Genomic DNA, 13694 nt, shown 5'->3' with positions numbered 1-13694 from the left:
CGCCGAGCATCCGCCCCCAACGGCCGAACGGCGTTGTCCTACAGCCGCATACATTCTCACGACGTGGCCCAGGTCGGTCATGGCCTTCGTTCAGGCGTGTTCGGCGAATGCCGCTATAGGCCGGGCGGTTTCGTGTGTGCTCAAGATCTTGCCGAGCATGACGAAGAACAGGATCAGCCCCACGGTCAACAGCACATGCCCGATCCCGGCGCCGAGCGCGATAGCCTCGCCGCTGGATTTGCCCAGCACGGTCAGGGTTCCGTGGATCGTCATCACGGCGACGGTAAGCACCAGGCCGAGGTTGTAGAACCCGAAGAACCACCGGAACAGCCGATGCGCGGTCAATGTGAACAACTTCTCCAACGCCAGCACGATGAGGAAGAACAGCATCCCCAGCGCCAGCACATGGGTATGCACAACCCCGAGCTGACTCTGCCCGGTGAAGTGCTTGGCCTTGGTGATCTCACGGTAGAACAAGCCGGCGCCCAGCCCGACGATCATGTACGCGTGTGCGGTATTGAGCAGGGTCCTCATCGTCCACACCGGTTTTCGCACTCGAAGGGGAAGTTGCCACTGTCAATATCACCGTTGGTCCTCGCAACACCGACTACCAACGAGGCGCACTGCGCCGACTCGGATCTCATGAATTCCTTCCAGATCACACCTCGACCACCACAGGTCAGGTGACGTCGGAACCGGCGTTGCCACCGATGACTCGACAGTCCGACAGTAGGAGACTCACCCCCGGAAGAATTTGCCGATTCATGCCGAAGGCGGAGCATTTGATGCCAAATTCGGCGGCCGGTGCTACGCGAACGCAGCGACACCAGCGATCGGCGGAGCATCGGCTTCCCACTCCCGGGGTGCCGGCCGCGAACTCATCCCACTTTCAATCAGGGAAATCGGACGCCTGCCGGCACACCCGATCATCACCACTAAGGCCCCGGTGCCCGTTTGCACCGCACGGATGATGTGTTGTGCCGCAACCAATTCGGTACATCGCGGGCGACTGCGCCACCCATACCGCGCGGCGCACTCCACCGCGTGTGTATGCCGCGCTCGGGGGGTGGACACGCCCCGACTCTGTCACGTGACGCGGCAGTCATCGCCCGGAACCGTCCGACTGCGACGCCGACGCATGACCATTGCCCGATCCCCCGTGATTGGGCCAGGCCATAGCGGCTACTCAGGTTGGATCGGCGGGGTCGTCATCGCAGCAGATATCGCGGCGGAAACTGCTCAGAGGCAGTCCCTTCCAACGACGGAAGGCTCGACGCAGCGTCCTGGCGTCAGTGTATCCGAGTTTCGTGGCCACCTCGCCGAGTGGGATATCGGTGTCGCGCAACAGATTTACGGCATGCTGACAACGCACCGCGTCGACTTCCTCTCGCCATGTGGTGCCCCGGTCGCGCAACCGCCGTTGGATCGTGCGCGGACTGCAGGCCAGCCGATCAGCAACCCAGCGCAGGTCCGTCTCGCCCTGCATCATCGATTCATGAATCATGTTGCGCAACAGACTGTTCCAGTCCTTCACCACCGGAAAGATGACATCAGCATCTCGGCGTAGTGCCGGTGCATGCGAGCTTGGTGCGGATCGCTGTCTGTCGGAAGATCGCTGGCATCGAGAAAGGTGATCTCGGAGTAGGGCGCGCCGAACTCGATTCTTCCGGTGCCGAATTCGTCGACCAGATGTCCGTGTTTGTGCGGCGCGCGCTGAGTGAGCCTGACGCGAATGGGCACCAGATGCTGACCGGTAGCCTCCCGGACCCTGCGCAGCATGAGTGCGAGTGCGAACTCTTCGTGAGCCGGAATGATGGTCTCCGGCAGCAGAGCTGCGGTCTCACGAATCGTGAGCAGCCCGCCGTCCTCGATGATCGCGCCGCCCACGGTCGGACTGGATACCACGGGCCGGAACTCGTGCACGGTGCGCAGGCTTTCGGCGAGGGTCGGCGCATTCGAGAACAAGTAGTCCCACACACTGAAGCATCCGCGCTCGGCAGCGGCCGATATCGCCAGCCCGACCCCTGTCCCCCCGATCGCGTCGATCAACTGCCATGCCAGCCACACCGAGTCGGAGGGTATCCGGATGAGCTCCTCACCGAACAAGGCCACATTCAGTCCGGGGATATCCCCGAGCAGAGCAAAGGGAACCCCTGCCCGCAACGCACTGGCGTAAATCGGCGCGGCGGTACGCGCCGGGACGGTGCCTTCGAACATCGGCAGAGCATAGCCAGCAGGTTGTCTGTCCATAAACAGACCCAAGTGTTCGGTTTGGCGTGTCAAGTCCCGATACCGGCACGATCTGCCCCCGGAAGTCCCCGCCGCCGCACATACGGTTACTTCGAACATGTGCCGTAGGGCCGAGTCCGAAAGGGCAGTAGATGATTCAGCAGCCAGCGTGCCGCCGAGACCACGGAGTGACCGGGTCGACGCGGTCGTTCCAACAGAAGACCTTCCGCTCCAGGCGGGCACCCGAGAGAGCACTATGAAGAACCGGCTCATGGACGGGATCGCGCAGCCCGCCTTCGTCCTCATGTGGAGCAGCGCGTTCATTGTCGGCATCATCGGCGTGGGTGCGGCCCCACCGATGGTGGTGCTGCTGGGCCGGTACGCCATCGCCGGACCATTGCTGCTGCTGTACGGACTTGCGGTGCACGCAGTCTGGCCGCGCGGCCGCCAGTTGCGGCACGTGATGATCGCCGGACTGCTGGTACAGATCGTGCAGTTCGCGGCCTTTTACTCCGCCATGGGCGAGCATGTCTCGGCCGCGGTGATCTCTCTGGTTCAGGGCCTGAATCCCGTTGTCATCGCCCTCTTCTCGGGCGTGCTGGGCGAGCACATCAGCCGGCGACAGTGGGTCGGATTCGGCATCGGCGGCATCGGTATCGCCCTCGCTGTCGCCGATCAGTCGCGATTTTCCTGGCTGGGACTGCTGTTGTGTGTCGTCGGCCTGCTCGGTCTGAGCCTGGGCACCGTCTATCAGAAGAAGTTCAGCCCCGCCGTGGACAGCCGCGCTGCCACCGCAGTGCACCAGTTGGTCAGCGCGCCCGTCGCCGCACTGTTGGTACTGATCAGCGGTAACTTCCACATCAGCGACTACGGACGATTCGCGATATCGCTGAGCTGGATGATCATCGTCAACTCCATCGGCGTGTTCCTGCTGTTCAACGCCATGCTGCGGCGCTGGGACGCTACCCGGGTCGGCAAGCTTTTCTTCGCCATCCCTGTCACCACCGCCATCCTGGCTTGGCTGTTCATCGCACAGCCACTGCACGCCTTGACCATCGCGGGACTCGCCATCGGCATGATCGGCATGGTGCTCGCCTCCCGCAAGACCTCGGCCGCTAGACCCGCACCGGGGGTGGAGCCGACACCCGCCGTGCCGCAGGACCTCACGGCCCAGCCCGCACTTCCCGCAGCCGCCACGTCGCCCGATCTGACACGAGCCTGATCTCAACCGGGTGCGACACCCGAGACCGCGATGCCGCCCCTTACCGACCCACGAGACCGGGGTCGGGCTTGCCCGCGGCTGCATGCGTGCCCGGGTCTGGACCGTCGTGGTGACGGTGTCGTCCGGCTCGCCGACGTCACCGATCCCGCGACCACTCTGTCAGGGTTGCGCGCCGGTCACTCTGCTGGTCAGGTCAGTTCGTCGATGGTGACGCGGGGGTCGAGGCTCTGCAGCACGGGTCCGCGGTTCGTGACCACGGGATGGCCACGACCCACGCCCGCGACGGACAATGTGGGCGGCCGAAAGCCCGTCGGGCATCTGTGGAGCCGCGGCGAGTAGCGCACCGACCTGTGTCCAGGCCGCAGTGTGGTCGAGGTCGATCACCACGGTGGTCGGCAGGTCCAGCAAGACCTCGAGCACGGCCAGCGTCTGGATTGCGCAGCGGCTATTCGGAAGAGTTCTCCGCCAGGAACTTCAAGATCAGCTCTACAACGCGGTCCGGCGTCTCGGCGTGTGGGTAGTGGCCGGTGCCCGGTGCCAGCGCGACCGATCCGAGGCCCGGAGGCATCAGCGCGACGATCGCGTTGCCTTCGGCCTCCGGATCCACGAAATCCGGATCCTCGGTGCCCATAACCACCAGGGCGGGACACCGGATGTTCGGAAGCTGCGCCTCCGCATCAGCAGGCGTGGATTTCGTGGTTTTCAAGAATTCCGCGAACCGCCCTGGCTCACGCAACTTCGCCGCCAGCTCGGCCATGTACACGGTGTAGTCGGCGGGCTTGATCGGATGGGCGACATCCAGGTAACGCATCCACAGCCGAAGGCTTCGGAAGATCGCCGCCCCGATCAACGACAGTTGCCCGCTGCGGTACCGGCCGAGGGTGAACAATGCTCCCATCGAAAAGGATTGGACCCGCGTGAACGGGTTCAACTCGACGATGCCACGCACCAACTTTGGCGACCGCGCGGCGGCAATCGTGGCCGCGCCACCGGAGATGGAGTGTCCAACGATCACCGCCGGACCGCCCAGATCCCGGATCACATCGAGGATGTCGCCCGCCACGTCGGTACGCGAAATCGCCTCGCCGCCATCGTAAGACGTCCAGTTCATACTGGATTCGCCGTGCCCACGAATATCCATCGTGGCCACCCGGTACCCGGCCTCGACCAGTCGCGGCGCCACCAATCGGTAGACCTTCCGGTGATCACCGATGCCGTGCGCCAACACGACGAGCGGGCCAGAACCTGCGACGTCATAGGCGATGGACCCGCCGTCGATGTGTAAGTACTCCGTCACGAGTCAGACGCTACGAGTCTTCGCACAGCTATGGCGGTAGCTGTTCATGCCAGCCAGAACACACTTCGCGCCAGCCACCACGTCCCCAACTCCGCGCGAACAGCGAACGGGTGTAGAACTGATCGGTCCCTCGACGACGGACACCTCCCTTCGGGATCAGGGGCAGCGGTGGCCGCGCTCATTGCTGCGGCACTGTAGAAAGTCGGTGATAATTGGTCGACCAGAGCTCGATCCTCGATGGTCAAACTGAACTCGCCGCAGAAGCGTTGGACCGAGCGACCCTGCACGGTCGGGCCTGGACCTACCGGCAGCCACTCTGCGACATTTTTGCTCAGAACCACTCCTGGGCCGATGCACGCTCATACCTGATCGACCCCCGGCTGCGCCTCCGCGTAGCGCACGCGAGGGCGCTACGCGGAGAAGACCTCACACGAGTAGATCTGCGGTCCGAGGAGCCATCGGATCGTGAACCGGAAGAAGCTGGGCATTGGTCGGTCCCATTGCAGCTGCAGCCTTGGGAATCTCGGCACTGGGATGCAGTCTGGCTTACTCGCCACCACGATTGGGGAAGCCAAGGTCCCTCGAGCTGCTTTCCGCTCAACGACCATCCACTCCCGATCCCTCTGTCCGCCAATGTCTTCGATGGCTTAGTCGGAACCGTCGAAAGCCTCGGCGACTACGAGTTATCCGGCTGGATTCGGTCGGTGCCGATCGTGCTGGGCACCGCGGAACAGGCCATCGCCCACCACCTCGAGGTCGGCGGTTGCGGTCACTCGAAATCCACGGTCCCTGCCGCTGTCGTCGAGTTCGCGAATGCCTACCCGTCACTGGTCAGAGTTTTCGGTGGCGCCGGCGCGTACGGAACGGTGTCAGAATCGCTGGGTCGGTTGCGGGTTTGGCGCCTACTGAGCGTGATGATCGGTTCGACGAGTGTGGCGGAGATCAATGATCTCGTCGATAGGACCCGTTGCGTGGCGTGGCAAGATCCATGCGACGAAATCTGGTATCTACACCTCGCCCTCGAGGATCCCCTGCAGGGACTTACCTGGGTGCTGGACGGTCAGAGTTTCGACTGACCTACCCGGAGGCACCTCAATACAACACAGGCCTTGCGGACCGGCTCATGTCGGACCGCCTCGCCGAGCTGCTCGAGGACTGCGGACAGGTCCTGGAGCCGAGCACCGAAATCGAGGTAGACGCCGCCACCATCCACGCCGCTATCGAGATGGCCAGCGCGGCAGCGCCGAAGACTGCGTTGGGCGGGTCGGCGTTCATGCCATGTCGGCGACGCGCACAGGGCTTCGGCTCGGGACACCCCACCGCCGCGGTCATGTTGATCAACGCCGCTCGGAGCGGCCGCGCGGCGGCTACGACCTCGACACCACCGCCGATGATCTGACGGCTCTGCTCGAGCACCTGGAGCTGACAGGGGTCACCCTGGGCGGACATTGCGATGGCCGGGATGCCTTGCGCGGCAACACCGTTCGCACACTGGTCGTGCACGGCGACGCCGACTTCTCCGCGCCGATCGACATCACCGGCCGCGGCACATCGGCGCTGATACCCCGCGACCGGCCACGGCCTCTACGTCACCCATGCCGACCAGCTGAACGCCGACCTGCTCGAATTCATCAAGGCATGACGGCACGCCCGGTCGGGCTATTGAAGCTGCGCGGCGAGCGGTGGTGATGGCGGAATCGTCTCGGCGACAGGCGATTCAGCACCAGCGCCATGGTGTGTTCGGTGTTCGTCCGTCTAGGGGTAGGGGTACGACCGGCGGAGGCTGGCATTCAGCGAACTCCCATGCGCCACAGCCGGATGCACCAGACCCTCTCGATTGGCTGCTTGGACGGTAGCAGGCGGCGGGGGAACTTCCCATCGGTGGGAGTTGAGAGGCGCTTGACAACAACACATTCGACAGGAGATAGTTCGCACACATATAGTTCGCTACCGAACTATATGAGGATCTGATTCGGACAGTGAAGGAAGTTGTGATGTCGGCAGGAAAGACAAGCAGCCGAGAGCGTTCGCGCAGTGGTCGGAAGCGGGCGATCGCTACGGGTGCGGTGGCGGCCGCGGTGGCGCTGGGCGTGTCGGCAGGATCCGCGTCGGCGTCGACGCCCGGGGAGACCATCTCGGTCACCGCGCAGGCGAATGGTTTTCATGGACTGAGCGGCGGTTCGGTCCTCGAGTACTGGACAACCGGTTCGGACGGCTCCGCACTGCCGGCCAGCGGGGCCGTGCTGATCCCGCCCGGTCCCGCTCCTGCTGGTGGCTGGCCGATCATGGCTCTCGACCACGGCACCACCGGCCTCGGCGCAGGCTGCGGCAGCCAGGCCGATCCGCTGCCATGGATGTCCCCGGACTATCGCCAGAACGAGGACCACCTCATGCAGCACTTCGTGTCCCGCGGTTTCGCTGTGGTCGCCCCCGACTATGTCGGACTCGGCCGCTTCGTCACCGGTCCGCACCCCTTCCTCGAGCTGAACTCAGAAGCCACGGCCACGATTGATCTGGTCCGCGCGGCGCGGGCCACCTATCCGCAGCTGTCGCGGACCTGGGCGGCCGTCGGCGGCTCCCAGGGCGGACAGGCGGCCCTGGGTACGGCATATCGCCAGCAGACCCTGGCGCCCGATCTCGACTACCGCGGCACCATCGCGCTCGACCCGGCCTCCGACACCGAGAAGGTCCTGTCGGTGGCAGGTCCCGGGTTCGATCTCCCTGGAGCCACCGGGTTCGCCGCCATGATCTTCGCCGGGATCCGCGCAACCCACCCCGAGGCCAACATCGACAGCTACCTCAGTCCCACGGGGCGAGACGTGGTCGACAGCATCGCGACCCTGTGCGATGACGCCATCCGCGCCCGAGTCGCCGGGTTGAAGGTCGGTGACCTGTTGTCCCGTCCGCTGTCCGATGACAACATCAGGACCGTCCTCAACGACTATCTGGCGGTGCCGACGAACGGCTACCATACGCCAATCCTGTTGCTGGTCAACGCAACCGACATGGTCGTGCCTTCTCCACTGCACGCTGCCATCGCCGCGGAACTCATTGCCGGCGGCGCCGACGTCCAGACCATCACTGGAGCCGGCACGCACACCCAAATCAATCCGCAGATGTGGACCGCCATCGACGGCTTCCTCACACAGCTCCTCGAGAAACCAGTCACCCCCGAGTAGGAGCTCACTGCCAAACTGATTCGCCCGGCTTCAGTTGCGCACCAATTTGTTTGCCACCGGCCAGTAGCGGAGCGACGTCCACAGCAGTCGACTTCGCACTGGCCGGTGGTTTAGCAGAGTCGGTGCGGAGCCGAGGCAACGAGACAAGCACGGGCACAGGCAGTGTCGTCTCGCCGCACTCTGCGACTGGCGCACATCGATCACGACGCGTTTCTCGAGCGGCATCCCCAGAATTGGGAATAGGTTGGACCGAATGTTGCGGAGCGCCGACCCAGCGTATGACCGCTCTATGCAGTGCGTTTGACGGTCGGTTCGAGCTGAGCCTTGAAATATGCTGGTCGCTGGCTGCATTCGATGCCGATAGGGTCGGCCGATGTCTTTGAATCCAGTCATGTTGGGCGTACGGTTTCTGCTCGAGTTGACCGCGGTCGCCTCCTTCGGGATTCTCGGCTGGCGGGATTTCGATGCGCCGTGGCGTTATCTGCTGGTCTTGACGCTGCCGATTGTGGTTGCGGCCGTGTGGGGGATATTCGCGGTACCTGGGGATCCGAGCCGGAACGGAGCGGCGACAGTTCCGGTTGCGGGCATGGTACGGCTCCTGATCGAGATCGCTGTCCTGGGCGGTGGTGCGGCCGCATTGTGGGCTGCCGGGCTTCCGATGACGGCGTTGCTGTCAACGGCTGTACTCGTGACGTATCACGCCCTCGCCTACGACCGGGTGAGCTGGCTGCTCGCCCATTGAACGAACGGGATCCCGCTGGATGGCACCAGCGGGATCCCGTTCTCAGACCGCCGAATTCAGAGCTGACAGGTTCAGAGCTGGCAGGTGGTGCCGGGATGCAGTAGCCAGCAGAGGATCGATCCGGGGCCGGCGGATCCGGTCCCGGCCGAGCTGGTGCCGTCGACACCGATCGGCGCTGCCGCAGTGGCCAGAGTTCGCTGAATCCGCCGCTCGAAGGCGCACACAGAGCACTTGGCATACTCCCCCCGGACTCGCAGCGATACGAGTATCTGCGCCGATCAGTCCACGAAGATTACCGTCGATTTTCATGTGTCTGATGGGTCGGCCTGACCGGGTTCGGTGGCCCGTCTGCGGTCGTGTGGACTGCACAACGATGTGGAGGGTCGGCCCGTGTAGCGGGCTGGCTGCCGGGTTCCACGGGCCCGAGTGGTGGTCCTTCCGTTGGTTGTCGGGGCGATTTTCGCCTGGTCAGGTGGCGTGCAGTCGGTCGAGCGCGGTGAGCGCGAGACTGGTGGCGGGGGCTGTGCGGGATAGCAGTAGCCGGGTGCGTCGGGCGTGGCGGGCGATCCGGGCAGGGATCCAAAAAGATGCACGCGTAGCGTTTTCGGTTCCCAGCGGCCGGCGGGGATGGTTATGGTAGCCAGGCCGCACAGCTGAAATCGCCACCAGTCCCGCGGGTTTGTCCGGCGCCGACGTGCCGACGTCGCAGCCCGCATCTCTTTCAACTGATCTATTCGCAGATCGCGCTTCGTAAGGCACAGAGCGAGATCCAGGTCCTCGGCCACGTCTGCCCGCATCGTGGTGTCGGTGCGGACCGTCAGCCGGGCGTCGCGCCGGATCGCCATGTTCGGACCGTGCATGTTTCCGACCCGGCCACCCAGTTTGCCGCGGCGATCCTGAATGTAGTAGCCGAGCTTCAAGAAGAATCCGAATGGATGGCATTGCAGCCTTGGGACTGGTGCCGAGCATGCCGCTTCCCAGCCTGGGAGAGCCCGGGAAGCGGCTTGCTGCAGCATTTTCGACGGCGGAGCGATGGCCGAGGGAGTACCCGCGTTCTCAGGCGAAGGTCGCGATTGCGTCGCCGGTGAACACTGCTGGGACGGTGGTGACGATAGTGCCATCGCTGGTCATAGCGGCGGTGTGTCCAACGCCTGATGCGTTGTGGTCACGGGTTGCTCCTCGATCTGGCGGTCTGTAGCCGTGGTTTCACTTCACGGCGGCAGCTGGTCCGGCTTCCAGAAGGAGAAGGCTCATTGCCCACCATGCCATTTCGCATCGCTGGGAATAGACGGGTCATCGGTTCGTCGTGTCGATCTCGAGGCATTGGTCGAATACCATCGACGGGCTCGAAAGCGATAGCACCCCATACGGTTTCGGTCCACGCGTGGGCGCCTCACGCGGGTGGCGTCGAGGGACCGCTCGCGGTCCCCATCGTCATCGTCGCCGCAACCCCGTCTGCGCGTTCATTGCCGATGAGCATTGCGCTCGGCCCACCACTGCGGCGCGTCGATGAAGTGGTTGTCGTAATCCTGCTGCGCCGCAGCGAAATCGAGGGGCGAGGCCTCACCCGTCGAGAGCCGCTCCAGGAATCGGAAGTACTCGTGCCGCTCGACCCCGGGCATGAGGGCGATGAGGATGCGAGCCGTGCTGTCAGGTGCCGCGCCGAAGGCATGCGGCATGAGCTTCGGGACGACGATCGCGCCGCCGGCGCCGACGGTGACGATGCGGTCTCCGGCCAGGACCTGGAGTTCGCCGTCGGCGACGTAGAACAGCTCGTCGGAGAGCGTGTGGTAGTGCGGCAGTGCGCCGTCCGCGCCGCGGGCCATGGTGACCTCGACGGTGCTCACGGACCCACCGGCCTCGTTCGAGTCGATGAGCAGACGGATGGAAGCCGTCTCCGTGCCGAGGGTCTCGGCGTCCCGAGGCTGGCGGATGGCGGCGGCGCGGGAAGTGGTGTTCATGACTAACTCCGGATTGTTCGGTAGTTGATAATTCGTTGTCGAACTATATCAGAGCGAATAGAATTAGGTCCATGGGTGATTCGAAACTCGACACGGTCGACGTCATCACGGCACAGTGGCACCGGGAACGGCCGGACCTGAACTTGGAAGCCATGGCCATCATCGGACGGCTGGGAAGGTTGTCCGTGATCGCCGGTAAGCGGATCGAAGAGGTGTTCTTCGCACACGGACTACAGCGCGGGGAGTTCGATGTGCTTGCGGCCCTGCGTCGTTCGGGTGAACCTTACGAGCTCAACCCGTCGATCCTCGCCGACACCCTCATGATGTCCCGCGCGGGCATGACCGGCCGCCTCGATCGCCTGGAATCCGCGGGCCTGGTGCGCCGTATCGCCGATGCGGGCGATCGTCGTGCGGTGAAGGTGGGCCTGACCGATCGCGGCTTGCAACTCATCGACGTGGTCGTCACCGAGCACTTCGAGAACGAAACCCGTATCCTCTCGGTTCTTTCCGCGAAGGACCGTAAGGATCTCGACCGAATCACCCGCCTCCTGGTGGCCGACCTGGAACGCTGATGGACTCGCTTGGCGGCGGGTCGATGATGACTACGCCTGCGCCGGCAACCGTCGTGAGACGCGCCACTACGCGAAAGCGACAACGTGTTTCATGCCGGTGGCCCGAACATCAGTAGCCCCAGTTGTCGGGTCTGTCGGCTGCTGTCACCCGGCTCCCATACTGGCTCCCGCCAAGATCAAGAGATAAGGGTTATCAATGAATTCGAAGAAGATCGTCGGCGCGGTCGCCGTGTCGTCGGCCCTGCTCGTCCCCGCGGGCTTCCTGGCCGCGCCCGCTCAGGCGGAACCGCTTCCACTGACCCAGACGCACCCCGTCGACGTCAGCGGACCCGCCAGCGGCTCCTCGAGCGGTTCGTACTCGATGGGAAACCAGCTGATGTGCGCGCTGTTCCACACCAGCCTCAACGGATCCGCCGCAGTGCCCTTCTGCTGACGCTCTCCACAGGCATGGGACGCTCAGGGCACAGCACCGGTTCCGTCGGCCAATTGTGAGAAACCTCCCTCGGAATGGCCGGGGGTTGCGTTCGCCCGGGGGGTCCGCACCGGGAATCCATTGCAGGCGTGTGCATTTCGCGCGATCCACACCCTGCGGGTCGTGCCTCTGGTCGGCTTATCCGTCTCAACTGGCGACCATGGCGTCATATGTTCCAAACAAGGCGAGTTCTGCCTTCGGATGCCCCTCGTGCGGCACATAGATTGACTCGCCGGAACTGCTGCAACATCCTCGCGATTGCCATCGGGTTCCGCATTTGAAAGCACGTGTGTCGATGGGATCCATGGGAGGGGTCTGGAGGGACGAGGGGTGCGTCCGGGCCCACCCCATCGGCACAGTGTGTCGGCCTTGGCGTGAGCGAGATTCGGATCCGCGATGCTGCGGCGCTGGGACACCACCCGGCCCGGGTCGGCAAGCTCTTCTTCGCCGTCCCCAACCATCGGAGTGATCGGCCTCGTGGTTGCCGCCCGCAAGACCGCGGCCGTACAGCCCGACGCCACAGCCGAACCCGACCGTGAGCCGGACCGAGCCCGCCGTGCGGCGGGACATCACGGAACGACCTGCCCCGTCCCCCACCTGACAAGGCCCTGACCACAGCGAACACGGCACCCGATGGGGGCTGTTGTGCAAGCCGTTCGGACATGTCAGGAATCCTTCATTCCTGGGCAACCAGCGCGCCGAATGTCGGCTGACTGTCGCGAAGAGTCCAGGCATTGGCGCGTTCTGGACAGCCGGGGTCCGCGATACCGCACGTATGTTTGCTCAGCCGGGCCGACGAGGGGTGGGTCCGCGCTGATGAATACCCAACCAACAGAGGGAAATCTTGATGCCCAGTCCGGAAATGCGGGAGATGCCCATGGTGGTCCACCGCCACCTCGAAATCGACGGCGTCGAGGTGTTCTACCGCGAGTCCGTGCCCACCCAGCCGGACGCGCCGACACTGCTCCTGCTGCACGGCTTCCCGACCGCCTCGCATCAGTTCCGCCGCCTCATCGACGCGCTCGGCGACCGGTACCGGCTCATCGCCCCCGACTACCCGGGGTTTGGAAATACCACGGCCCCGACCGATTTCGAATACAGCTTCGACCGGCTCGCCGATATCACCGAGGGATTCGTCCAGCAGCTGGGACTGGCCCGCTTCGCCATGTACATCTTCGACTTCGGCGCACCGGTGGGCTTCCGCCTCGCGCTCCGGCATCCGGAATGGATCACCGGACTCATCGTTCAGAACGGCAATGCCTATGAAGCTGGGCTATCCGATGGTGCAAGGGATTTCATCGCACTGCGCCCCGACCAGAAGGGAGCCGAGGACACCGTCCGGATGCTGTTCACCCTCGAAGGCACCCGCGGACAGTACGAACACGGCGTACCTGACCTCTCCCTGTTGTCCCCCGACAGCTGGACGCTCGATCAGCATTACCTCGAGCTTCCCGGACGCAAGGAAGCCCAAGTGGCGCTCGCCTTCGACTACCACTCGAACGTGAACAGCTACCCCGAGTGGCAGTCCTGGCTGCGCAAAGCCACTCCCCCGACTTTGATTGCCTGGGGTGTCGACGACCCATTCTTCCCGGCGCCCGGCGCGCACGCCTACCTGGCTGATCTGCCCGATGCCGAACTGCATCTGTTCGATTCCGGCCACTTCGCGCTGGAGACTCACCTTCGCGAAATCGCCCCGCTCATCGCCGACTTTCTCGACCGCCTCCCAGCAGACTGACCGGCAGCTCGCCCGGAGCGCGGCGTCTACACCCTGGTCGCGAAGCGCGTTCAGCGGCGCGTCGCGACCAGCAGACGATGATGTCGGTCACTGGCCGGGCCTCGAGGGCTCTTGGGCGATCAACCTGCCGATCGCGCATGCCCCGCTGCGCTATGCGGTGAAGGATTTCGTCCTCGGCGACGTGACGATTACCGAAGGCGATCCAATACTCTCGTGCCCCGCCGGCGCCAACCGGGACCCCAAGATCTACGGCGACAGCGCCGGCAAGTTCGATCCCACTCGGAC

The 13694-nt window shown here is 64.3% G+C and carries 13 protein-coding genes; 8 read left to right on the top strand and 5 right to left on the bottom strand.

The features are described 5' to 3' along the window. Positions 1 to 90: 90 nt before the first annotated feature. The 3 genes from ABZ909_RS21585 to ABZ909_RS21575 form a co-directional block, all read right to left on the bottom strand. Positions 91 to 534 carry a DUF2871 domain-containing protein gene (locus tag ABZ909_RS21585; protein ID WP_357002351.1) on the bottom strand — a complete coding sequence of 148 codons (444 nt, stop codon included), beginning with the start codon at positions 532 to 534 and terminating at the stop codon, positions 91 to 93. Positions 535 to 1186: 652 nt separating this feature from the next. Beyond that, positions 1187 to 1534 carry a helix-turn-helix domain-containing protein gene (locus tag ABZ909_RS21580; protein ID WP_357002349.1) on the bottom strand — a complete coding sequence of 116 codons (348 nt, stop codon included), beginning with the start codon at positions 1532 to 1534 and terminating at the stop codon, positions 1187 to 1189. Further along, a complete protein-coding gene (locus ABZ909_RS21575; protein WP_357002347.1) occupies positions 1531 to 2349 on the bottom strand; it encodes an AraC family transcriptional regulator ligand-binding domain-containing protein in 819 nt (272 codons plus the stop codon). The genes ABZ909_RS21580 and ABZ909_RS21575 overlap by 4 nt, the downstream gene beginning before the upstream one ends. Before the next feature lie 136 nt (positions 2350 to 2485). Here ABZ909_RS21575 and ABZ909_RS21570 point away from each other — a divergent pair, with 136 nt between their 5' ends. Then, positions 2486 to 3451: a DMT family transporter gene (locus tag ABZ909_RS21570; RefSeq protein ID WP_357002345.1), complete on the top strand. Its 966-nt coding sequence runs from the start codon at positions 2486 to 2488 to the stop codon at positions 3449 to 3451. A gap of 445 nt (positions 3452 to 3896) precedes the next feature. Here ABZ909_RS21570 and ABZ909_RS21565 read toward each other — a convergent pair whose 3' ends face one another. After that, positions 3897 to 4679: an alpha/beta hydrolase gene (locus ABZ909_RS21565; RefSeq protein WP_357002721.1), complete on the bottom strand. Its 783-nt coding sequence runs from the start codon at positions 4677 to 4679 to the stop codon at positions 3897 to 3899. A gap of 281 nt (positions 4680 to 4960) precedes the next feature. Between ABZ909_RS21565 and ABZ909_RS21560 the strand changes: the two genes are divergently transcribed. The 4 genes from ABZ909_RS21560 (at position 4961) to ABZ909_RS21545 (ending at position 8669) form a co-directional block, all read left to right on the top strand. After that, positions 4961 to 5824, top strand: coding sequence for a hypothetical protein (locus ABZ909_RS21560; protein WP_357002343.1), 864 nt, complete (start codon positions 4961 to 4963; stop codon positions 5822 to 5824). Between the two features lie 47 nt (positions 5825 to 5871). After that, complete coding sequence (locus ABZ909_RS21555) at positions 5872 to 6147, top strand: hypothetical protein (protein WP_357002341.1); 276 nt, start codon at positions 5872 to 5874, stop codon at positions 6145 to 6147. Between the two features lie 595 nt (positions 6148 to 6742). Beyond that, positions 6743 to 7927 (top strand): lipase family protein, encoded by a 1185-nt coding sequence (locus ABZ909_RS21550; RefSeq protein WP_357002339.1) that lies wholly within the window; start codon positions 6743 to 6745, stop codon positions 7925 to 7927. A gap of 373 nt (positions 7928 to 8300) precedes the next feature. Then, the gene (locus ABZ909_RS21545) at positions 8301 to 8669 is read left to right on the top strand and encodes a YrdB family protein (protein WP_357002337.1); all 369 of its coding nucleotides are present in this window, start codon (positions 8301 to 8303) and stop codon (positions 8667 to 8669) included. Positions 8670 to 10132: 1463 nt separating this feature from the next. Here the strand turns inward: ABZ909_RS21545 and ABZ909_RS21540 are convergent. Then, positions 10133 to 10630 (bottom strand): cupin domain-containing protein, encoded by a 498-nt coding sequence (locus tag ABZ909_RS21540; protein ID WP_357002335.1) that lies wholly within the window; start codon positions 10628 to 10630, stop codon positions 10133 to 10135. A gap of 71 nt (positions 10631 to 10701) precedes the next feature. Here ABZ909_RS21540 and ABZ909_RS21535 point away from each other — a divergent pair, with 71 nt between their 5' ends. The 3 genes from ABZ909_RS21535 (at position 10702) to ABZ909_RS21525 (ending at position 13409) form a co-directional block, all read left to right on the top strand. Next, on the top strand, positions 10702 to 11202 hold the full coding sequence (locus ABZ909_RS21535; RefSeq protein ID WP_357002333.1) for a MarR family transcriptional regulator: 501 nt from the start codon (positions 10702 to 10704) through the stop codon (positions 11200 to 11202). 196 nt (positions 11203 to 11398) lie between these two features. Beyond that, positions 11399 to 11635, top strand: a complete 237-nt coding sequence (locus ABZ909_RS21530; protein ID WP_357002331.1) for a hypothetical protein — start codon at positions 11399 to 11401, stop codon at positions 11633 to 11635. Positions 11636 to 12521: 886 nt separating this feature from the next. Then, on the top strand, positions 12522 to 13409 hold the full coding sequence (locus tag ABZ909_RS21525; RefSeq protein ID WP_357002329.1) for an alpha/beta hydrolase: 888 nt from the start codon (positions 12522 to 12524) through the stop codon (positions 13407 to 13409). The last annotated feature ends 285 nt before the right edge of the window (positions 13410 to 13694 follow it).

The organism is Nocardia sp. NPDC046763 (assembly GCF_040645495.1).
Lineage (GTDB): Bacteria > Actinomycetota > Actinomycetes > Mycobacteriales > Mycobacteriaceae > Nocardia.
This window is presented reverse-complemented; position numbering and strand designations above follow the sequence as displayed.

Coding starts and splice junctions, on each gene's coding strand:
- ABZ909_RS21585 (WP_357002351.1), bottom strand. CDS start 534: ATGAGGACCCTGCTCAATACCGCACACGCGTACATGATCGTCGGGCTG.
- ABZ909_RS21575 (WP_357002347.1), bottom strand. CDS start 2,349: ATGTTCGAAGTAACCGTATGTGCGGCGGCGGGGACTTCCGGGGGCAGA.
- ABZ909_RS21570 (WP_357002345.1), top strand. CDS start 2,486: ATGAAGAACCGGCTCATGGACGGGATCGCGCAGCCCGCCTTCGTCCTC.
- ABZ909_RS21555 (WP_357002341.1), top strand. CDS start 5,872: ATGTCGGACCGCCTCGCCGAGCTGCTCGAGGACTGCGGACAGGTCCTG.
- ABZ909_RS21550 (WP_357002339.1), top strand. CDS start 6,743: ATGTCGGCAGGAAAGACAAGCAGCCGAGAGCGTTCGCGCAGTGGTCGG.
- ABZ909_RS21545 (WP_357002337.1), top strand. CDS start 8,301: ATGTCTTTGAATCCAGTCATGTTGGGCGTACGGTTTCTGCTCGAGTTG.
- ABZ909_RS21540 (WP_357002335.1), bottom strand. CDS start 10,630: ATGAACACCACTTCCCGCGCCGCCGCCATCCGCCAGCCTCGGGACGCC.
- ABZ909_RS21535 (WP_357002333.1), top strand. CDS start 10,702: ATGGGTGATTCGAAACTCGACACGGTCGACGTCATCACGGCACAGTGG.
- ABZ909_RS21530 (WP_357002331.1), top strand. CDS start 11,399: ATGAATTCGAAGAAGATCGTCGGCGCGGTCGCCGTGTCGTCGGCCCTG.
- ABZ909_RS21525 (WP_357002329.1), top strand. CDS start 12,522: ATGCCCAGTCCGGAAATGCGGGAGATGCCCATGGTGGTCCACCGCCAC.